Source organism: Paraburkholderia rhynchosiae, from assembly GCF_002879865.1.
In the GTDB taxonomy this organism is placed as follows: Bacteria; Pseudomonadota; Gammaproteobacteria; order Burkholderiales; family Burkholderiaceae; genus Paraburkholderia; species Paraburkholderia rhynchosiae.
Window position 1 is genome coordinate 1 of record NZ_PNXY01000006.1, and the last position, 21,004, is coordinate 21,004.

The following is a 21,004-nucleotide window of genomic DNA, read 5'->3' on the forward strand; positions in this document are numbered from 1 at the left end:
TGAACAGGCCGCTCATGCCCACCCAATGGAACACGATCGGTGCGCCCACAATCGCCACCGCGAACGAAATGCCGATGCTGCCACCGACCATCGCCATGGCCTTCGTGCGATGCTCCTCGGCGGTGAGGTCGGCGATAAACGCGATCACTGCGGACGACACCGCGCCCATCCCCTGAATCACGCGGCCGACGATGATCCACGTCATGTCGTGCGCGCCCGCCGCGACAAAGCTGCCGAGCGCGAAGATCAGCAGGCCCGTCGCGATGACCGGTTTGCGGCCCACCTTGTCGGAAATCCAGCCGTAGAAAATGTAGAGCATGGACTGGGTGACACCGTACGCCCCCAGCGCGATACCGACGAGCAGCACGTTTTCGCCGCCGGGAATCGTCTTGGCGTATATCGAGAACACCGGCATGATCATGAAGAGACCGAGCATGCGCAGCGCGAAGATGGCGGCAAGCGACACGGTCGCGCGCAATTCAGGCGCGCTCATGCGTGAAGAGGTGGCAGACGGATTGGACATCGGAAGCGTTCTTTGAATGAGCTGGGTGACACACCGGGGACGCCACGACCGGACAGCTTTTCACGGGATGGCGGCGCGGTGTGCGAGCCGGCGGCCTTGCAGCTTTCCCGCTCGTGCCTCGCGGTGCCTGATGCAGCTCGTGCTGTATCGCGGCGCCTTGTACTCGCGGAAAACGGCCCCAGTTAGACCTCTTTCCCGCAGCGCTGAACCGCTGTCTTACAGCTTGCCTCAGGTCCTGTTCGGGCTGTCAGGAAGCCATAACGGCGGCCTTGAAAAGTCGTTATAGTAGCAGGTTTAGCCCCTTCCTCTTTCCGCCAGTTCATGGAATAAATCCGTGGAACAAATCCGTATTCGTGGGGCTCGCACCCACAACCTGAAGAACGTCAACCTGGACCTACCACGTCACAAGCTCGTCGTCATTACCGGCCTTTCCGGCTCGGGCAAATCGTCGCTCGCGTTCGACACGTTGTATGCGGAAGGACAGCGGCGCTACGTCGAAAGCCTCTCCGCTTACGCGCGCCAGTTCCTGCAGTTGATGGAAAAACCCGACGTCGATCTGATCGAAGGATTGTCGCCGGCAATCTCGATCGAGCAGAAGGCCACCTCGCATAATCCGCGTTCGACGGTCGGCACCGTCACTGAAATTCACGACTATTTGCGGCTGTTGTTCGCACGGGTCGGCACGCCTTACTGCCCGGATCACGAAATCCCGCTACAAGCGCAAAGCGTTTCGCAGATGGTGGACGCGGCGCTCGCGCTGCCCGAAGAGACAAAGCTGATGATCCTCGCGCCGGTCGTGGCCAACCGCAAAGGCGAGCACGTCGAGCTGTTCGAGGAAATGCAGGCGCAGGGCTTCATCCGTTTCCGCGTGTGTTCGGGCGGCGGCACAGCCAATGAAGGTGTCGCAAAGATCTATGAAGTCGACTCGCTGCCCAAGCTGAAGAAGAACGACAAGCACACGATCGACGTCGTCGTCGACCGGCTGAAAGTGCGACCCGACATGAAGCAGCGCCTCGCGGAATCGTTCGAAACCGCGTTGCGTCTCGCCGATGGCCGCGCCATCGCGCTCGAAATGGATACGGACAAGGAGCATCTGTTCAGCTCCAAATTCGCCTGCCCCATCTGCTCGTATTCGTTGCAGGAGCTCGAGCCGCGGCTATTTTCGTTCAATAATCCGATGGGCGCGTGCCCCGAATGCGACGGCCTGGGCCAGATTACGTTCTTCGATCCAAAGCGGGTGGTCGCGCATCCGTCGCTGTCGCTTGCGGCGGGTGCCGTGAAAGGCTGGGACCGGCGCAACCAGTTTTACTTCCAGATGCTGCAAAGCCTTGCGTCGTTCTACGACTTCGACATCGACACCGCCGTCGAAGATCTGCCGGAGAAGGTCCGCAAGATCCTGCTGTTTGGGTCGGGCAAGCAGGAGATTCCGTTCTCGTACATCAACGAGCGCGGCCGCACGTCGGTCCGCGAGCATGTGTTCGAAGGGATCATCCCCAATCTTGAGCGGCGTTATCGCGAGACCGACTCTGCAGCGGTGCGCGAAGAGCTCGCCAAGTACCAGAACAATCAGCCGTGCCCAGCCTGCGCGGGCACACGGCTGCGCCGCGAAGCGCGCTTCGTGCGGGTCGGGGCGGACGGCGACGCGCGCGGCATCTTCGAAATCAGCGGCTGGCCGTTGCGCGACGCGCTCGGCTACTTCCAGACCTTGCGCCTGGAGGGCTCCAAGCGCGAGATCGCCGATAAGGTGGTGAAGGAGATCGTCGCGCGGCTCATGTTCCTGAATAACGTCGGGCTCGATTATCTGTCGCTCGAACGCAGCGCCGAAACGCTGTCGGGTGGCGAGGCGCAGCGCATTCGCCTCGCGTCGCAGATCGGCTCGGGTCTTACAGGCGTGATGTACGTGCTCGACGAGCCGTCCATCGGTCTGCATCAGCGGGATAACGACCGGCTGATCTCCACGCTCAAGCATCTGCGCGATCTGGGCAACTCGGTCATCGTTGTCGAACACGATGAAGACATGATCCGCATGGCCGACTACGTGGTCGACATGGGCCCCGGCGCCGGCGAGCACGGCGGCATGGTGATCGCCGAGGGCACGCCCAAACAGGTGCAGGGCAACCCGGCCTCGATGACCGGGCAGTACATGTCCGGCACGCGCACCATCGAATATCCGGACGAGCGCAAGGATCCGGACGAGCGGCATCTGCGGATCGTGGAAGCGCACGGCAACAATCTGCGCCACGTGACGCTGGATCTGCCGGTCGGCCTGCTTACGTGCGTGACCGGCGTTTCAGGTTCGGGCAAGTCGACGCTCATCAACGACACGCTGTATCACGCGGTCTCGCATCATCTGTACGGCTCGTCCACGGAGCCGGCGCCGTATGAATCGATCGAGGGACTGGAGCACTTCGACAAGGTCATCAACGTCGACCAGTCGCCGATCGGCCGCACGCCGCGCTCGAATCCGGCCACGTACACGGGCCTTTTCACGCCGATCCGCGAGCTGTTCGCGGGCGTGCCGGCGGCCAAGGAGCGCGGCTACGACCCCGGCCGGTTCTCGTTCAACGTCAAGGGCGGGCGCTGCGAGTCCTGCCAGGGCGACGGCGTTCTAAAAGTCGAAATGCACTTTCTGCCGGACGTGTACGTGCCGTGCGACGTCTGCCACGGCAAGCGCTACAACCGCGAAACGCTCGACGTGCAGTACAAAGGCAAGAACATCAGCGAAGTGCTCGACATGACGGTGGAGCACGCGTACGAGTTCTTCAAACCCGTGCCGGTCGTCGCGCGCAAGCTGAAGACGTTGCTGGACGTGGGGCTTGGCTATATCCGGCTGGGCCAGTCGGCCACCACTCTGTCGGGCGGCGAGGCGCAGCGGGTCAAACTATCGCTGGAACTGAGCAAGCGCGACACCGGTCGCACGCTATACATTCTCGACGAACCCACCACCGGGTTGCACTTTCATGACATCGCGCTGTTGCTCGAAGTTATTCATCGATTACGCGACCAGGGTAATACCGTCGTGATCATCGAGCATAATCTCGATGTAATCAAAACTGCGGACTGGGTCATCGACATGGGTCCGGAGGGCGGCGCGGGCGGCGGCCAGATCGTCGCGCAAGGCACGCCGGAGCAGATTGCGAGGTCGAAAGCAAGTTTTACCGGTAAGTACCTGGCGCCTCTGCTGAAACGCGCGGCCAGTAAAAAGTAACGCTGCACAACACGGGTTGGAGACGGATAAGCCATGGCCAAGCGGAATCAGGCGCGCGACGACGGGCAAGTGCAGGACCTACGCCCACGCCCGGTCAGGCTGACCAGCGACATGAGCCTGCCGAAACTCTCGGCAGTCGAAATCGGCAGTTACGTGCTGATGCTGTTCGGCATGTGGGCGGTGATCGAACTCCGGCTGCTCGGCGCGCTGCTCGCCGGCCTGCTGGTGTTCCAGCTGGTGCACACCATCGCCCCGCGCATCGAGCGTCATATGTCGAGCAAGCGGGCGCGCTGGCTCGCGGTCGTGCTTCTGTCAGTGGTGATCGTGGGCGCGCTGACGGGCCTCACGCTCGGCATCATCGAGCACTTCGAGAACGACGTGCCGAGTGTGCAGAGGCTGCTCGACCAGGCCATGCAGTTGATCGATCAGGCGCGCGGCCGGATTCCGCAATTCATTGCGAATTCTCTGCCGGTCGATACAGAGCAGATGAAAGCCAAAGCCGCCGAACTCATGCAGACGCACGCCAATATGCTGCAGCAAAGCGGCAAAACCGCGGCGCGCGCGTTCACGCACATTCTGATCGGCATGATCATCGGCGCGATTATCGCGATCAGTGCGCAAAAGCACATGCATCGGCTCCCGCTGTCCACGGCGTTCGTCACGCGCGTGACCCGTTTTGCCGACGCATTCCGCCGCATCGTGTTTGCGCAGGTGAAAATCTCCGCGATCAACGCCGGGTTTACCGGCATCTTCCTGCTGGTCGTTCTGCCGATGTTTCATGACCAGTTGCCGCTGTCGAAAACACTGGTGCTGGTCACGTTCATCGTCGGCTTGCTGCCGGTCATCGGCAATCTGATCTCGAACACGATCATCGTCGCGGTGGCGCTGTCGGTCAGCTTTCCTGCCGCGGTTATGTCGCTCGCATTTCTGATTCTGATTCACAAGCTTGAGTACTTCCTGAACGCGCGGATCGTCGGCGGACAGATCGAGGCGCGCGCCTGGGAGCTGCTCGTGGCGATGCTCGTCATGGAAGCCGCGTTCGGCCTGCCCGGCGTGGTCGCGGCGCCGATTTTCTACGCGTATATCAAGCGCGAACTGATCTACTTGCGACTGGTTTGAGCCCTGTTGCACGGGCTGCAGGCAAAGAAAAACGGCACCGCGGTGCCGTTTTTTTATCCCAATAACGGCGGTTGAGCAGATTGGTGATTGCTGCGCACCGGCTTAAGCAGTTCGCCGCGATTCGCGTAGGTGTCGCCGACGCGGGTGCCCGCTTGCAGCGACTCAACATAGCTCGTGTACAACGTCGTGGTCGGCGCGAGCTTGAACATCAGCGCGATGGTCGGCGAGTAACCCTGCTGCTCAAGTTCGTGTAACGCACGCCGCCGAGCACCGACCAGCGTTGCGTCAACTGGATGGTATCGCTAGCGAACAACGCTTGTGTGATGTCGCTGCGGGGTTAGGTGTAGCAGTTCGAGGGGCTATCGGACGTATCGATGAATCGCCTGCGCCGTTCAGCAGGAAGCGTGTTGATCGCGTCCCACCGCCCGCGGTGCGCGTCCACGTTTTAAGGGACTTGCGGCTTACAACGTGATTCACATAAGATGCGAACAATTCCCATTCGCACCTCGGTTCTCGCTGTGACACGTCGTCCGCATTCCCAATTCGTCCTGCACGCCCTGCCGGCTCGTCCATGAGGCACCAACTCGTCCGTTTGCATCGCTGGTTCGGCGTTGCCACGGCGTTGTTCCTGTTCGTCGCGGGGCTGACCGGCGCAATCATCGCGTGGGATCACGAACTCGATGCAGCGCTCAACCCGTCGTTTTTCAAAGCGCGCACGGCGGGACCGGCGCTGTCCGGACTGGAACTCGCCCGCCGCGTCGAGGCTGCCGATGCGCGCATACAAGTGACGTATCTGCCACTCACGGCTGAGTCTGGCCATACGCTGCAGATGATGGTGCTGCCGCGTACCAACCCCGCCACGCGAGAACCGTATTCGCTCGACTTCAATCAGGTTGCCGTCGATCCCGCCACCGGCGAGATTCAAGGGCGCCGCGAATGGGGCGCCTTCTCGCTCGCGCGGATCAACCTGATCCCGTTCATCTACAAGCTGCACTACACGCTGCATTTGCCGGTCACCGGCGGCATCGACGTCGGCGTCTGGCTGATGGGCATCGTCGGGATGGTCTGGCTGTTGGACAGCGTGATCGCGCTGTGCCTGTCGTTTCCCAGCGTCAAAGCATGGCGCAAGTCGTTCGCGTTTCGCTTCGGGCGCGGCGGCCACGCGCTCACGTTCGACTTGCACCGCTCGGGCGGCGTATGGATCTGGGGCCTGTTGACGATCGTCGCGATGACGTCCGTGTCGATGAATCTGGCGGCGCCGGTGGTGCGTCCCATCGTCTCGTTGTTTTCGACTCTAACGCCGAACCCGGTCAACAACCCCGAGATTCTCCGCGCGCCGCAACCGGGCGACGGCGTGTTGAGCCGCGAGCAGGTCGTGCAACTGGCCGAGGAGGCCGGCAAAACGCAGAACATCAAGATGCCGCCGGGCGGTCTCTACTACGCGGAGTTCATGCATGCATACGGCGTCGGCTTCTATGAGACGGGCAACGATCACGGCGAGATCGGCTTGGGTAACCCATGGATGTACTGGGACGCGGCCACCGGCAAACTCCTCGGCATGCAGATTCCCGGCAAAGGCACAGCCGGCGACATCTTTATGCAGGTTCAATTTCCGCTGCACTCCGGACGCATTCTCGGTGTCGGCGGGCGGATTTTAATTAGCGCGGTGGGTATCGCAGTCGCCGTGCTGAGCGCGACGGGACTGCTGATCTGGCTGAAGAAACTGAACGCGCGCCGCCGTTCGGCGCAAAAGACGCAAAGCGCGCCCGTGACGCGAGACGCCGGCAGGACACCCGCGCGGCCTCACCGAGAGATTGCGCCGGAATAAACCGGCGCATCGAAGCAGTGGCAGATAAAGCGACAGTTCTTTGAGGTGAGCGCGGCTGCCCGCCACGAGCCGTTGCGAGCCGTTGCGAGCCTTCCCGGCGTGAGGCCGCCGCGAGAGCCCTTCACCGGTTCCTAACGAAACACCACCGTCTTGCTGCCGTTCAGCACGACACGATGCTCGACGTGCCACCTCACCGCACGGGCCAGCGTCACGCATTCGACGTCGCGGCCGATCGCCGTCAACTGCTCCGGCGTCATGCTGTGGTCCACACGCTCCACTTCCTGCTCGATAATCGGGCCTTCGTCGAGATCGGTGGTCACGTAGTGCGCGGTTGCGCCGATCAGCTTTACGCCGCGGTCGAACGCCTGGTAATACGGCTTCGCACCTTTGAAGCTCGGCAGGAACGAGTGATGAATGTTGATTGCGCGGCCGGCGAGCGCTTCGCAGAGCTTCGGCGACAGAATCTGCATATAGCGCGCGAGCACGACCAGATCCGCCTGATGTTCGTCGATCACTTCGAGCACGCGTGCTTCCTGCGCGGCCTTCGCTTCGGGCGTTGCGCCCAGCAGCGGAAAATGATGGAACGGGATGTCATAACTGGCCGCGAGCTGATAAAACTCCTTATGGTTCGAAATGATCGCCGGAATCTCGATGTTCAGCTGACCGGTGCGGTAGCGGAACAGCAAGTCGTTCAGGCAATGCCCGATTTTCGACACCATGATCACGACGCGCGGCTTCACCGATGCGTCGTGCAATTCCCAGCTCATGCCGAACTGTTCGGCGAGCGTCGCGAACGACGCGCGCAGCGCCTCGAGTCCGGGATCCCCGCCCACCTGCTGAAAATGCACGCGCATGAAAAACTCGCCGGTGCGGCTGTCGCCAAACTGCGCAGAGTCGAGAATATTGCTACCAAGCTCGAACAGAAAGCCCGACACGGCGTGGACAATGCCGGGCCGATCGGCGCACGACAGTTTGAGGATAAAGCTGTGATCGGTCGACATGACCTGGGTGACTCCCTTTCTTCAATGCGTGGTTTTTCGGTGTTGCCGTATGGCTGTATGGTGTGCGGTGCGGCGCGCTTTGGCAATGTTCGCGGGTTAGGGCGTTATGCGAGCGCCGGCTGCGCGAATAATGCCTCGATACCTGTGCACGCTTCTTCATCGATCCAGCGGCGGCGCAGCAGGCAATCCAGCGTGGCGAGACTCGCATCGACCGTCATTGCGCCTTCCTCGATCCAGCGCGCCACTTCGTCGATGCGCGCAAGCCGGTGCTCACCCACTTCGCCGTCCTGATTGCGCGGCGCGAAGTCGGCCGGCAGCGCGAGGTCGTAGATGAAAATCTGTTCAGCCTGCGTGCCTTCCGGCAACGATTGCAGCACATGCGCGGTGCGGCCCGCCACAGCACGCACGGCAATTTCTTCGGGAATGCCGGCTTCTTCCCAGCATTCCTTGACGATCGTCGCCTCGATGCTGAAGCCCCAACCGATTCCGCCCGCCACCACATTGTCGAGCATGCCTGGATCGGTCGCCTTCGTATGGCTGCGGCGCGCGATCCACAATCTGGGCGCGCCACGAGGCGCCCCACCGTCCGTGTATTCTACGACGCCGTTCAGATGCACCGCGTAGGTCATCGTGCCGAAGAAGCGCGACGCCGCGCGTTCAATGTACGCAAGCGGCCGGGCGTCGAACGCATTGCGGACCGCATAGGTCTCGTTGCGCCAGCCGGGAATGCGGCCCTCGGCGGCGAGTGCTCCGATCACGGAACCGAGCGCCGCGCTGCGCAGTTCCACGTTATTGAACGCGGAAGCCAGCGTGACACGTGCATCGTCGATGTCGAACACGTCGGGCCAGCGCGCGAGCAGGCGCACATCGCTCGAACGAATCCAGCCGACCTGCTCGGCGTCGATCCAGAACGGCAGGTGCGCATTGACGTCGAAGCGACGCGCGGCGGTGAGACAAGGCAAAGTCATTTAAAACTCCGAACTGTCGGGCGGCGACTGGCGATGAATCCAGCGTGCAATCGCTCATCTGCTGCGTCAATCACAGAATCAATCGCAGGTTCAATCGCGTAGTGCGACGCGAATCCCGATCGCGATAAACGTAGCGCCGGCAAGGCGGTCGAGCCACACGCCCACGCGCGGCCGGCGCTTCAACCACCCGCCGATGATCCCTGCACACACGCCGAACAGCGAAAACACGGCCACGGTCTGCAGCATGAACAGTGCGCCGAGTTCGAGCATCTGCACTGTGACGCTTTGCTCACCATGCGGCTGCACGAACTGCGGCAGAAACACGATGAAGAACAGCGTCACTTTCGGATTCAGCAGATTGCCGAACACGCTTTGGCGGAACACAGTCATCAACGGCTGCGGCGTGCGTTCGTGCGCGGTCGCGAGGCCGTGGCTGCGCAACGCCTTGATGCCGATCCAGACGAGATACGCGGCGCCTGCCAGTTTGATCGCCTGGAAGGCGAGCGGCGACGAGCGCAGCAACGCGGCGACGCCAAGTGCGGCCAACGTCGTATGAAACGTGATGCCCGCTGCAAAACCAAGTGCGGCAACGAGACCGGCCGCACGGCCCTGCGAGATGCCGCGCGCGAGCACTTGCAGATTGTCCGGACCGGGTGCCATCGTGATCGCAATCGACGTGGCAAGGAACAGCATGAAGTTGGGCATCTTTCCTACCTTCTTTATGCCAAAGGGTGAAGCGGTTGCAGCAGGTTTGCAGCGCGCTCAATGATCGTCGAAACTTGTCACCGTATAAAGCGGCAACCCGCCGCCCGCGAGCAGTTTCGAGCCGCCGAGTTCAGGCAGATCGATAATCGCCGCACCTTCCACGACGACCGCGCCGAGCCGCTCGAGCAGAATCTTGCCGGCCATCATCGTGCCTCCGGTCGCGATCAGATCGTCGATGATCACCACACGGTCGCCCGGCTTGCACGCATCCTCGTGAATCTCCACGGTGGCCGTGCCGTATTCGAGCTCGTAAGACTGCGACGCGCGCTTGTAGGGCAGTTTGCCCTCCTTACGGATCGGAATGAAGCCGAGATTCAGCTCATACGCGAGAATCGGCCCGATGATAAAACCGCGCGCGTCAAGTCCGGCTATGTAGTCGAGCTTCGCGTCGATATAACGCTGCACGAACAGGTCGATCAGCACGCGCAACGACCTGGGTTCCTGAAGCAGCGGCGTGATGTCGCGAAACTGCACACCGGCCTGCGGCCAGTCGGGCACAGTGCGGATGTGACTCTTGATGTAGTCGGCCGCATTAAGCGGCGCGCTCGCAAGCGCGTTGGACATGATGTCTCCGGACGGACCTCGACAGGTCCAATGAAAAGCTGGATCAGTGCGGCCGCACAGACCGTGCCGCACGTGCTACGCCGCGGCCGCGCCCGCCCGGCGGTGTTTCGAGAGCCGTTCCTCGGCCTGCGCCAACTGCTCGGGCAGACCGCGCAACACGACGATATCGCTCGCGCGCAACTTCGTAGACGGGTCCGGCTCAACGCCGCGAATGCCGTGCCGGCGAATCGCCGTTACTTCGACACCCAGCTCGTACAGGCCCAGGTCCGCCAGCGTGCGGCCGACGGCGTCGGCGTTTTCGTCGACCGGCACCGATTGTAGCCGCACCTGTTCGTGGCCGTCGTCGTCGTCCATGTCGTCGGCGCCGTGGAAATAGCCGCGCAGCAGCGCATAGCGTTCGTCGCGCATTTCCTCGACCCGGCGCACCACGCGGCGCATCGGCACGCCCATCACCACCAGCGTGTGTGAAGCGAGCATCAGGCTACCCTCGACGATCTCCGGAATCACCTCGGTCGCGCCCGCGGCCAGCAGCTTTTCCAGATCAGCGTCGTCGACGGTACGAACTATCACCGGCAAGGTCGGTTCCAGTTCGTGGATGTTGTGCAGCACGCGCAATGCCGACGGGGTGTTCGCATACGTGATCGCGATCGCCGCGGCGCGGTGAATGCCGGCCGCGAGCAGGGACTCGCGCCGCCCGGCATCGCCGAACACGACGGATTCGCCCGCGGTCGCAGCCGCCTGCACGCGATCCGGGTCGAGGTCCAACGCGACGTACGACAAACCTTCGTGTTCAAGCATGCGCGCGAGGTTCTGCCCGGCGCGCCCGTAGCCGCAAATGATCACATGACCGCTTTGCTTCAGGCTCTGCGTGGCGATGCGCGTCATTTGCAAGGACTGCATCATCCATTCAGTCGAAGACAGCCGCAGCACGATACGGTCGGCGTTCTGGATCAGGAACGGCGCGGCGAGCATCGACAGCAGCATCGCCGCGAGAATCGCCTGCAGCAACGTGGCGTCGACGAGATGTTTGTCGAGAATCAGATTCAGCAGCACGAAACCGAACTCGCCCGCTTGCGCGAGACCGATACCCGTGCGCATTGCGACGCCCGGCGACGCGCCGAACAGACGCGAGAGCCCCGTGATCATCACCGCCTTCAGCAGGATCGGGCCGATCAGGAAGCCAAGCACGATCAACGGATGCTCCCAGATCACGCGCGGGTTCAGCAACATGCCCGTCGTAACGAAGAAGAGCCCGAGCAGCACGTCGCGAAACGGCTTGATGTCCTCTTCGACCTGATGCCGGTACGGCGTCTCCGCGATCAACATACCGGCGATGAACGCGCCCAGTGCGAGCGACAAACCGAACTTGTCCGTGATGAACGCCGAGCCGAGCGTGACGAGCAGCAGGTTGAGAATGAACAGTTCCTGCGAGCGGCGCCGCGCGACCACGTTGAACCAGCGCGTCATGAAGCGCTGTCCGACGATCAGCAGCAGCGACAGTGCGACGACGATCTTGATGGCCGCGATGCCGAGCGCGTTGACGAGGTCTTTAGAATCGCCGCCCAGCGCCGAGATGATGATGAGGAGCGGCACCACCGCGAGATCCTGGAACAGCAGCACGCCGAAGATATTGCGGCCATGCTCGGTCTCGATCTCGAGCCGCTCCGCGAGCATCTTGCTGACGATCGCCGTCGACGACATCGCCAGCGCGCCGCCGAGCGCAACGCTCGCTTGCCATTTGATATGCACCCAGCGCTCGAACACGAAACCAAGCGTGACCGCAACCGCAATCGTGCCCAACACCTGCAACAGGCCAAGACCGAATACGAGGCGGCGCATGGAGCGCAGTTTCGCGAGCGAAAACTCGAGGCCGATCGAAAACATCAGAAACACGACGCCGAATTCCGCGAGGTTCTGCGCGCCCGCCGAATCCGGGATCAGACCGAGCGCATTCGGCCCGACGACGATGCCGACCGTCAGATAGCCGAGCATCGGCGGAAGGTTCAGAAAGCGAAAAATCACCACGCCTGCTACCGAAGCCAGCAGCAGGAACAGTGTCATTTCGAGCGGGGAAATCATCGGCAAAAACGCATCGGTAAAGCATCCTCGTTCGTCAGCGGAACCGCGCACGCAACACGCCGTGCGACAAGGTTAATGGGCCATAAAAAGGGGCGGTGAAGGCAGCGGCTTTGCACAGCAGGCCCGGCGCGGCGAACAAGCGCCTTTGCTATACTTCGCGAATGATAGCGAAAATCAATGGCGACCGGGCACTCGCGCTCGCTCGCGACGTGCTCGACATCGAAGCGGACGCCGTGCGCGCGCTTCGCGATCAACTCGACGGCGCTTTCGTCGGGGCGGTCGACTTCATCCTGGGTTGCCGTGGGCGCGTGGTCGTTTCCGGCATCGGCAAGTCGGGCCATGTGGCCCGCAAGCTCGCGGCCACGCTCGCGAGCACGGGCACACCGGCGTTTTTCGTGCATCCCGCGGAAGCAAGCCACGGCGACCTCGGCATGGTCACCGCAGACGACGTCTTTCTCGCGCTGTCCAATTCAGGCGAAACCGAAGAACTCGTGGCAATTCTGCCGCTCATCAAGCGGATCGGCGCAAAGCTGATTGCAATGACGGGACGCCCGTCGTCGAGTCTCGCGAAACTAGCTGACGTCCATCTGAACTCTGCTGTCGCGAAAGAAGCCTGTCCGATGAATCTTGCGCCCACCGCGAGCACCACCGCGGCGCTCGCGCTCGGCGACGCACTCGCGGTCGCAGTGCTCGACGCGCGTGGCTTCGGCCGCGACGATTTTGCGCGCTCGCATCCGGGCGGCGCGCTCGGCCGGCGCCTGCTCACTTATGTCAGCGACGTGATGCGCACGGGCGACCAGGTGCCGAAGGTCACGCCCGAAGCCACCGTGCGCGACGCGTTATTCCAATTGACGGCCAAGCGCATGGGCATGACGGCGATCGTCGATCAGGACGATCGCGTGAAGGGCATTTTCACCGACGGCGACTTGCGCCGCGTGCTCGAGCGCGACGGCGATTTCCGCGCGCTGTCGATCGCTTCGGTCATGACCGCCGACCCGCGCACCATCGGTCCGGATCATCTCGCAGTTGAAGCCGTGGAACTGATGGAGCGCCATCGCATCAATCAGATGCTGGTCGTCGACGAAGCAGGCAAGCTGATCGGCGCACTCAACATGCACGACCTGTTCTCGAAGAAGGTGATCTGATGGCCGTCGCGCCCCCTACCGCTACCGAACGCGCGAGCCGCGTGAAGCTGATGATTTTCGACGTCGACGGCGTCCTGACCGACGGCGCCCTGCTGTTCACGGCGGAAGGCGACACGATGAAGGGCTTCAATTCCATGGACGGCCACGGCATGAAGCTGTTGCGCCAGGCCGGCATTGAAACGGCGATCATCACCGGGCGCAAGTCGGGCATCGTCGCGGCGCGCGCGAAAGAAATGCATATCACGCACGTGTATCAGGGCATCGACAACAAGCCGCAGGCGTTCGCGGACCTGCTCGAAGCAACCGGCATGAGCGCGGAAGAATGCGGCTATATGGGCGACGACTGGGTCGATCTCGGCGTGATGCTGAAGGTTGGCTTCGCGGCGGCGCCAGCCAACTCCCATCCTGAAGTGATCGCGCGGGCGCACTGGGTCAGCGAGGCGCGCGGCGGCCACGGCGCCGCCCGCGAAGTCTGCGACACGCTGCTGCGCGCGCAACATAAGTACGAGGCGCTGCTCGCGGCCGCCTGTAGCGGCGAACAGCGGGGCCTCGTCGGATGAATCAGTTTCGCCTGACTTCGCTGATCCCGCTCGTTGCAATGGCCGCTCTCGCGGGTATTACGTGGTGGCTTCTGCAAGCCACGCTGCCGCGGCAAAACGAAGGCGCGGTGCGTCCCAAGGAGCACACGCCCGACTACTTCGCCGACAACTTCTCGGTTTCCGAACTCGATCAGTCGGGCTCCACGCAATATCGCCTGACCGCGCAGTCGCTGATTCATTATGAAGACGACGAACTGAGCGATCTCGTGAAGCCCGCGATGCGCGCGTTCCAGCCCGGCAAACCGATCGTCACCGCGACCGGCGACACCGGTAAGGTCAACGGCGACGCGTCCATCGTCGATCTGTATGGCAACGCGCGTATCCTGCGCGCGCCGGGCTATGGCGATCCCCAGATGCAAGCCGATTCCGAGCATTTCCGGGTGCTGGTCAACGACGATGTGATCGAGACTGAAAAGCCGGTTAAACTTCAGCGCGGCATGTCCGTGATGACTGCCAGCGGCATGAACTACAACAACGTCACCCGGGTGATGCAGCTCTTCGGCAATGTGAAAGGCGCGATCGCCGCGTCCGAGGCCGGCAGCAGCTCGCCCAAGCAACCCGGGTAATCCATTCCAGGCGTGACTGCATGAACGAATCGTTCCCCCGTTTTGATACCGGCCGCTCGCGCACTCTGTCCGCGTGCCGCGCCGGACTCGCTGCGCTGCTCGTCGCGTTGCCGCTCGCCGGCTTCGCGCCGCTCGCGCACGCCGACCGCGCCGACAAGGACAAGCCGCTGAACGTCGAAGCGGACAACATGACTTACGACGACCTGAAGCAGGTCAACATCTTCACCGGCCATGTGGTCGCCACCAAAGGCACGATCGTGATCAAGGCCGACCGTGTGGAAGTGACGCAAGACCCGCAGGGCTATCAGTACGCAACGGGCACGTCGAGTGGCGGCAATCTGTCGTATTTCCGCCAGAAGCGTGAAGGTCTCGACGAATACATCGAAGGCACGGCCATTCGTATCGACTACGACGGCAAGCAGGATCTGACCACGCTGACCACGAACGCGACCGTCAAGCGCCTGCAAGGGCTCTCCACGGTGATGGACCAGGTGCACGGCAGCGTCATCACGTATGACGGCCAGAAGGACTTCTATACCGCGAAGGCAGGCAAGGATGTCGCCGGCCCGGGCAATCCGACCGGCCGTGTGCGCGCGATGCTGTCGCCGCGCAATGGCGGCGCCGCGCCGCTGAACGGCGCATCGGCCACCCTCGCGCCGTCCGCCACGATCCAGGGAGCGCCGAATCAGTGAGCACCTCCGCGTCCCTCCCCAATCGCAAGCCAGCCGGCACCAGCAGTTCGCTTGTCGTACGTAACCTGAAGAAGCGTTACGGCTCGCGCACGGTCGTCAAAGACGTCTCGCTCGATGTGAAAAGCGGCGAAGTGGTCGGCCTGCTCGGCCCGAACGGCGCAGGCAAGACCACGTCGTTCTATATGATCGTCGGCCTCGTGCCGCTCGATGCAGGTGAAATCGATCTGGACGGCAAGTCCATCAGCCTGCTGCCGATCCACAAGCGCGCTTCGCTTGGGCTTTCGTATCTGCCGCAGGAAGCCTCGGTGTTCCGCAAGCTTTCGGTCGAACAAAATATTCGCGCCGTGCTGGAATTGCAGCACGAGGACAATGGCAAGCGTCTCACCAAAGATGCCATCACGAGCCGCGCGGAAGCCTTGCTCGACGAACTGCAAATTTCGCATTTGCGCGAAAACCCAGCGCTGTCGTTGTCAGGCGGCGAGCGCCGCCGCGTGGAAATCGCGCGGGCGCTGGCCACCAATCCGAGTTTCATTCTGCTCGACGAACCTTTTGCAGGCGTCGATCCGATCGCAGTGCTGGAAATCCAGAAGATCGTCAAATTCCTGAAGCAGCGCAATATTGGCGTGCTAATCACCGATCACAATGTGCGTGAAACGCTCGGCATCTGCGATCACGCGTACATCATCAGCGACGGCAGCGTGCTGGCCGCCGGTGCGCCGAGCGAAATCATCGAAAACGAAAGCGTGCGGCGCGTCTATCTGGGCGAGCACTTCCGCATGTAAGCGCACGCGGGAATCCGGCGGCGCGGCGTGCGTCTGCCGGCCCGTTCATAGTTGGCGCATCTAGCATTTTTGACCCGCGCGGCTCCCGCCCGGCGTCGCCGAAAATGGGCGCGCGCGTAATTGCGAATTCGCAAGGTATCGCGGTCGTGGCAAACTCTCTACAATGAATCTGAACTTGCCATGAAAGCCAGCCTCCAACTCCGCCTATCGCAGCATCTTGCGTTGACCCCGCAACTGCAGCAGTCCATCCGGCTGCTTCAGTTGTCCACGCTCGAACTGCAGCAGGAAGTCGCAACGGCGATCTCGCAGAATCCGCTCCTCGAAAACGAGGACGACTGGATCGCGAGCCCGCTTCGCGTGGCGGCCGACGGTTCGCTGATCACCCAGTCGCCCAACTCCTCGGCGCCGCCCGACCAGATGGGCGGCAACTCGTCGTCATCGTCCAGCAGCAGCGAGCGCGCCGAAAACGGCGAGCCGCAAGGCGTGGACGAGTACAACGGCCTTTCGGGCGACAGCAACGGCGACGCCTCGCAATGGAATCTCGACGACTACGGCCGTTCCGGCAACGCCTCGGACGACGACGACCTCCCGCCGCTGCAAATTCACGAATCGAGTACTTCGCTGCGCGATCACCTGATGGCGCAACTGCGCGTCACACAGGCCGGTCAGCGCGACCGGGCGCTCATCACCTTCCTGATTGAATCGCTCGACGACGACGGCTACCTGGCCGCCACGCTCGAAGAAGTGCTGGCCGATCTGCCCGACGAGCTTGAAGTCGACGAGGACGAACTAAACGCCGCACTCGCGCTGCTGCACAGCTTCGACCCAGCGGGCGTGGGTGCGCGCTCAGCGTCGGAGTGCCTTAAGCTGCAATTATTGCGGCTCCCGCCCTCGCCTACGCGAACGCTTGCGCTGGACATCGTTGCCCATCATCTGGAACTGCTGGCCGCGCGCGATTTCACGCGTCTGCGTAAGCATCTGAAAGCAAACGACGACGATCTGCGCGACGCGCACATGCTGATCCGCTCTCTCGAACCCTTTCCCGGCGCGGCCTACGGCAAGGCCGAAGCGGACTACGTGGTGCCGGACATCATGGTGCGCAAAACCGCGCAGGGCTGGCAGGCGGAGCTGAATCCTGAAGTGGTGCCGAAGCTGCGCATCAACCACCTGTACGCCAATATTCTCCGCAATAATCGGGGCGATCCGGGCAGCGGCTCGTTGCGCCAGCAACTGCAGGAAGCGCGCTGGCTGATCAAGAATATCCAGCAGCGTTTTGAGACGATTCTGCGAGTCGCGCAAGCTATTGTGGAGCGGCAAAAGAGCTTTTTCGTGCACGGCGAAATTGCCATGCGCCCCTTGGTTTTGCGGGAAATTGCTGATACGCTGGGCCTACACGAGTCAACTGTCTCGCGTGTGACAACCGGTAAGTACATGCTCACCCCATTCGGGACGCTTGAGTTCAAGTTCTTCTTCGGGTCGCATGTTTCGACAGACACGGGCGGCGCGGCCTCTTCCACGGCCATTCGCGCGCTCATCAAGCAACTGATAGGAGCGGAAAACGCAAAGACGCCTCTTTCAGACAGCCGCATAGCCGAACTGCTGGCGGAACAGGGCTTCGTGGTCGCGCGGCGCACCGTGGCGAAGTATCGCGAAGCACTGAGGATTCCGGCAGTCAACCTGCGCAAGTCTCTGTAGCCCGTCGCCTTCCGTGGCGGGCATTTACCGGCCGCTCCGCAAGTTGGCGGACAGGCCGGCCGATGCGACCTGCCAGAAGTCAGTCACCGGGGGGCGACTCAGGCAAGCCGACAGATCGACCGGACCTTCGTCATCGTGCGGAACAAGCGGCCATTAGCTTGGAGAAGCACTATGAATCTGCAGATCAGTGGACACCACCTCGAAGTAACGCCTGCGTTGCGCGAATACGTGATCACCAAACTGGATAGGGTGCTAAGACATTTCGATCAGGTCATCGACGGCAGTGTGGTCCTCTCGGTCGACAACCATAAGGAAAAGGACAAGCGTCAAAAGGTTGAAATCAACCTCCATCTGAAGGGCAAGGACATTTTTGTCGAGAGCTGCGACAGCGACCTTTACGCTGCGATCGATCTGATGATCGACAAGCTCGACCGGCAAGTGATACGTCACAAGGATCGCCTGCAAGGCCATCAGCACGATGCGATCAAGTATCAACCGGCGCCACAACTTGACGTGCCGCCGCAATAAGGGGAATTAGAAGGATTACTTCATTTCGCTTATCCTGAGCCGCCCGCAACCGGGCGGCTTTTCGTTGGGGCTTTCGTTTGGTTTTTCGCTTCAATACGCCGACGCGCAAGGCTTGCGCCGCGTGAACGATCCCGAAAAAAGAACCTATCCCGCATTGATGGCGCGCCGCACCATACGCCGCCGCGCTGTTCTATAATGTTCCGGTTACCATCGGGGTCGATCTCGCATGAAGGCGGTCTGCCGGAGTCCTGTGCTTTCGGACTCCAACGTACGCCGGTGTGAGCATCAAACGAATGGAACGCCAATCAATCGCCCCAGCGAGGAGAACCCAGGCCACGTTTTCGCCTGTCAACATGAATCGTTTAGCCAAATTTCTTCCCCTCGAGAACGTCGTCGTCGGACTATCGGTCACCAGCAAAAAGCGCGTGTTCGAGCAAGCGGGCCTGATTTTCGAGAACCAGAACGGCATCGCCCGTAGCACGGTCACAGACAATCTGTTTGCGCGAGAGCGCCTCGGATCGACGGGGCTCGGCGAAGGCGTCGCGATTCCGCACGGCCGAATCAAAGGACTCAAGCAGCCGCTCGCCGCGTTTGTCCGCCTGGCCGAACCCATTCCCTTCGAATCGCCCGACGGTCAGCCGGTCTCCCTGCTGATCTTCCTGCTCGTGCCCGAACAGGCCACGCAGCAGCACCTCGAAATCCTTTCGGAAATCGCGCAACTGCTGTCCGACCGCGAGGCACGCGAGCGCCTGCACACGGAAGAAGACCGCGAATCATTGCATCGCCTGCTAACTCAGTGGCAACCTTGATGCAGCGGCGGTTATCCGCACGCCGCCTATCCGCACGCCTAACCGCCCGCCTGCGGGTACAGCCAGGCTCGGCTCACGGCCCGCGTTAGCGCGGCCGTCGCTTTTGCCCGGCAAGCGGCCAACACTGGAGTCACTGACTCATGGATACGTCCAGCATCAACGCCCAGAGCATTTTCGACGACAACGCCGCCATGCTGAAACTGAGCTGGCTGACAGGGCATGAAGGCTGGGAACGCGGCTTTTCTTCGGAATCGGTCGCCAATGCCACGTCGAGCGCCGACCTCGTCGGCCACTTGAACCTGATCCACCCGAACCGGATTCAGGTGCTCGGCGACGCCGAAATCGACTACTACAAGCGCCAGACCGACGAAGACCGCTCGCGCCACATGGCCGAACTGATCGCGTTGGAACCGCCGTTTCTGGTGGTGGCGGGAGGCGTCGCCGCACCGCCGGAACTGGTGCTTCGCTGCACGCGCTCGTCCACGCCGCTCTTCACCACGCCGATGTCCGCGGCTGCGGTGATCGACAGCCTGCGCCTCTATATGTCGCGCATTCTCGCGCCGCGCGCCACGCTGCACGGCGTGTTTCTCGACATCCTCGGCATGGGCGTGTTGCTCACCGGCGACTCGGGCCTCGGCAAGAGCGAGCTTGGTCTCGAACTCATCAGCCGCGGTCACGGGCTCGTCGCTGACGACGCCGTGGACTTCGTGCGCCTCGGCCCCGACTTCGTCGAAGGACGCTGCCCGCCGCTGCTGCAAAATCTGCTGGAAGTGCGCGGCCTTGGCCTGCTCGACATCAAGACGATTTTCGGTGAAACCGCGGTGCGCCGGAAAATGAAGCTCAAGCTGATCGTGCAACTGGTACGCCGTCCTGACGGTGAATTTCAGCGGCTGCCGCTGGAAAGCCAAACCGTCGACGTGCTCGGTCTGCCAATCAGCAAGGTCACGATTCAGGTGGCGGCCGGCCGCAACCTCGCGGTGCTGGTCGAAGCGGCGGTGCGCAACACTATCCTGCAATTGCGCGGGATCGATACGCTGCGCGACTTCATGGATCGCCAGCGCCTCGCCATGCAGGACCCGGATAGCCAGTTTCCCGGCAAACTGATCTGAGTCAGTCGTTCCTGCCTCACTCACAGCCCCTCGTCAGTGTCCGGCTGCGGGTACGCACGCGAGGCCCAGATGCTATGATGAAACGGACCGATTTCACGACTCCATGCGCATAATCCTCATCACCGGCATATCTGGCTCCGGCAAGTCCGTCGCGCTAAACGCGCTTGAGGACGCGGGCTATTACTGCGTCGACAATCTGCCGCCGCGCTTCCTGCCTGAATTGGCGTCCTATCTTACGCAAGCCGGGCACGACCGTCTCGCGGTCGCGATCGACGCGCGTTCCAGTGCGTCGCTCGACGAGGTGCCCGCCATGATCCGCGACCTGTCGCGTGCTCACGACGTGCGCGTGCTGTTCCTCAACGCAAGCACGCAGTCGCTGATTCAACGGTTTTCCGAAACGCGCCGCCGCCATCCGCTGTCTGGCCCCACCGCGCATGATGCCGACGTCGGCCTGCTGACGTCGCTCGCGGAAGCGATCGAGCGTGAGCGTGAACTCGTCGCGGGCCTCGCTGAGTTCGGCCATCAGATCGACACCAGCAATCTGCGCGCGAACGTGCTGCGCCAATGGGTGAAGCGCTTTATCGAGCAGGAACATGCAGGACTCGTGCTGATGTTCGAGTCGTTCGGCTTCAAACGCGGCGTACCGCTCGACGCGGATTTTGTATTCGATGTACGCACGTTGCCAAACCCGTACTACGATCATGAATTGCGGCCCCTCACAGGGCTCGACAAACCGGTGGTCGATTTTCTCGACGCGTTGCCGGTCGTGCATGAAATGATCGACGATATTCAGCAGTTTCTCGCTAAATGGCTGCCGCATTTCCGCGACGACAATCGTAGTTATCTGACGGTCGCGATTGGTTGCACGGGTGGCCAGCACCGCTCGGTGTTCATTGCGGAGACGCTCGCCGCGCGTCTCGCAAATTCGGCGAATGTAATTGTGCGGCACCGCGATGCACCGGTCGACGCCGGCGCATCATCGAAGTTAGTGGCTTAACCGGCCGCATCGCGCGGCCTTAACTCG

At 62.1% G+C, this 21,004-nt stretch carries 19 protein-coding genes and 1 pseudogene; 13 read left to right on the top strand and 7 right to left on the bottom strand.

Annotation, left to right across the window (positions count from 1 at the left end; genetic code table 11):
* Nucleotides 1-523 (bottom strand): MFS transporter (locus C0Z16_RS10030; RefSeq protein WP_146014298.1); only part of this gene is annotated, 523 nt, incomplete at its 3' end.
* A gap of 334 nt (nt 524-857) precedes the next feature.
* Here C0Z16_RS10030 and uvrA point away from each other — a divergent pair.
* On the top strand, nt 858-3,731 hold the full coding sequence (gene uvrA, locus C0Z16_RS10035) for an excinuclease ABC subunit UvrA (RefSeq protein WP_102632011.1): 2,874 nt from the start codon (nt 858-860) through the stop codon (nt 3,729-3,731).
* A 33-nt stretch (nt 3,732-3,764) separates the two neighbouring features.
* The gene (locus C0Z16_RS10040) at nt 3,765-4,850 is read left to right on the top strand and encodes an AI-2E family transporter (protein ID WP_102632012.1); all 1,086 of its coding nucleotides are present in this window, start codon (nt 3,765-3,767) and stop codon (nt 4,848-4,850) included.
* Nucleotides 4,851-4,939: 89 nt separating this feature from the next.
* On the opposite strand, the pseudogene C0Z16_RS10045 reads toward C0Z16_RS10040, so the two are convergent.
* A pseudogene (locus C0Z16_RS10045) lies at nt 4,940-5,181 on the bottom strand (TonB-dependent receptor domain-containing protein); the annotation flags it as partial.
* Nucleotides 5,182-5,421: 240 nt separating this feature from the next.
* On the opposite strand from C0Z16_RS10045, the gene C0Z16_RS10050 reads away from it, so the two are divergent.
* Nucleotides 5,422-6,678, top strand: a complete 1,257-nt coding sequence (locus C0Z16_RS10050; RefSeq protein ID WP_102632013.1) for a PepSY-associated TM helix domain-containing protein — start codon at nt 5,422-5,424, stop codon at nt 6,676-6,678.
* A gap of 131 nt (nt 6,679-6,809) precedes the next feature.
* On the opposite strand, the gene purU is transcribed toward C0Z16_RS10050, so the two are convergent.
* From purU to C0Z16_RS10075, 5 genes are all read right to left on the bottom strand, one after another.
* Nucleotides 6,810-7,679: a formyltetrahydrofolate deformylase gene (gene purU / locus C0Z16_RS10055; protein WP_102632014.1), complete on the bottom strand. Its 870-nt coding sequence runs from the start codon at nt 7,677-7,679 to the stop codon at nt 6,810-6,812.
* A 104-nt stretch (nt 7,680-7,783) separates the two neighbouring features.
* On the bottom strand, nt 7,784-8,647 hold the full coding sequence (locus C0Z16_RS10060; protein WP_102632015.1) for an NUDIX hydrolase: 864 nt from the start codon (nt 8,645-8,647) through the stop codon (nt 7,784-7,786).
* Nucleotides 8,648-8,737: 90 nt separating this feature from the next.
* Nucleotides 8,738-9,352, bottom strand: coding sequence for a LysE family translocator (locus C0Z16_RS10065; RefSeq protein WP_102632016.1), 615 nt, complete (start codon nt 9,350-9,352; stop codon nt 8,738-8,740).
* 57 nt (nt 9,353-9,409) lie between these two features.
* Nucleotides 9,410-9,976, bottom strand: coding sequence for an adenine phosphoribosyltransferase (locus tag C0Z16_RS10070; RefSeq protein ID WP_102632017.1), 567 nt, complete (start codon nt 9,974-9,976; stop codon nt 9,410-9,412).
* 75 nt (nt 9,977-10,051) lie between these two features.
* The gene (locus C0Z16_RS10075; RefSeq protein ID WP_102632018.1) at nt 10,052-12,055 is read right to left on the bottom strand and encodes a monovalent cation:proton antiporter family protein; all 2,004 of its coding nucleotides are present in this window, start codon (nt 12,053-12,055) and stop codon (nt 10,052-10,054) included.
* 161 nt (nt 12,056-12,216) lie between these two features.
* Between C0Z16_RS10075 and kdsD the strand changes: the two genes are divergently transcribed.
* From kdsD to rapZ, 10 genes are all read left to right on the top strand, one after another.
* Nucleotides 12,217-13,200, top strand: coding sequence for an arabinose 5-phosphate isomerase KdsD (kdsD, locus tag C0Z16_RS10080; protein WP_102632281.1), 984 nt, complete (start codon nt 12,217-12,219; stop codon nt 13,198-13,200).
* A complete protein-coding gene (locus tag C0Z16_RS10085; RefSeq protein WP_102632019.1) occupies nt 13,200-13,760 on the top strand; it encodes a KdsC family phosphatase in 561 nt (186 codons plus the stop codon). Before kdsD ends, C0Z16_RS10085 begins: the two co-directional genes overlap by 1 nt.
* Nucleotides 13,757-14,365, top strand: a complete 609-nt coding sequence (gene lptC / locus C0Z16_RS10090) for an LPS export ABC transporter periplasmic protein LptC (protein WP_102632020.1) — start codon at nt 13,757-13,759, stop codon at nt 14,363-14,365. Before C0Z16_RS10085 ends, lptC begins: the two co-directional genes overlap by 4 nt.
* 20 nt (nt 14,366-14,385) lie before the next feature.
* The gene (lptA, locus tag C0Z16_RS10095) at nt 14,386-15,057 is read left to right on the top strand and encodes a lipopolysaccharide transport periplasmic protein LptA (RefSeq protein ID WP_102632021.1); all 672 of its coding nucleotides are present in this window, start codon (nt 14,386-14,388) and stop codon (nt 15,055-15,057) included.
* A complete protein-coding gene (gene lptB / locus C0Z16_RS10100; protein WP_102632022.1) occupies nt 15,054-15,839 on the top strand; it encodes an LPS export ABC transporter ATP-binding protein in 786 nt (261 codons plus the stop codon). Before lptA ends, lptB begins: the two co-directional genes overlap by 4 nt.
* A gap of 180 nt (nt 15,840-16,019) precedes the next feature.
* The gene (locus tag C0Z16_RS10105) at nt 16,020-17,534 is read left to right on the top strand and encodes an RNA polymerase factor sigma-54 (protein WP_102632023.1); all 1,515 of its coding nucleotides are present in this window, start codon (nt 16,020-16,022) and stop codon (nt 17,532-17,534) included.
* Nucleotides 17,535-17,705: 171 nt separating this feature from the next.
* Nucleotides 17,706-18,062: a ribosome hibernation-promoting factor, HPF/YfiA family gene (hpf, locus tag C0Z16_RS10110; protein ID WP_042328814.1), complete on the top strand. Its 357-nt coding sequence runs from the start codon at nt 17,706-17,708 to the stop codon at nt 18,060-18,062.
* Nucleotides 18,063-18,355: 293 nt separating this feature from the next.
* A complete protein-coding gene (locus C0Z16_RS10115) occupies nt 18,356-18,871 on the top strand; it encodes a PTS sugar transporter subunit IIA (RefSeq protein WP_027804462.1) in 516 nt (171 codons plus the stop codon).
* A gap of 140 nt (nt 18,872-19,011) precedes the next feature.
* Complete coding sequence (gene hprK, locus C0Z16_RS10120) at nt 19,012-19,980, top strand: HPr(Ser) kinase/phosphatase (RefSeq protein WP_012431656.1); 969 nt, start codon at nt 19,012-19,014, stop codon at nt 19,978-19,980.
* 103 nt (nt 19,981-20,083) lie between these two features.
* The gene (rapZ, locus tag C0Z16_RS10125) at nt 20,084-20,977 is read left to right on the top strand and encodes an RNase adapter RapZ (protein WP_102632024.1); all 894 of its coding nucleotides are present in this window, start codon (nt 20,084-20,086) and stop codon (nt 20,975-20,977) included.
* The last annotated feature ends 27 nt before the right edge of the window (nt 20,978-21,004 follow it).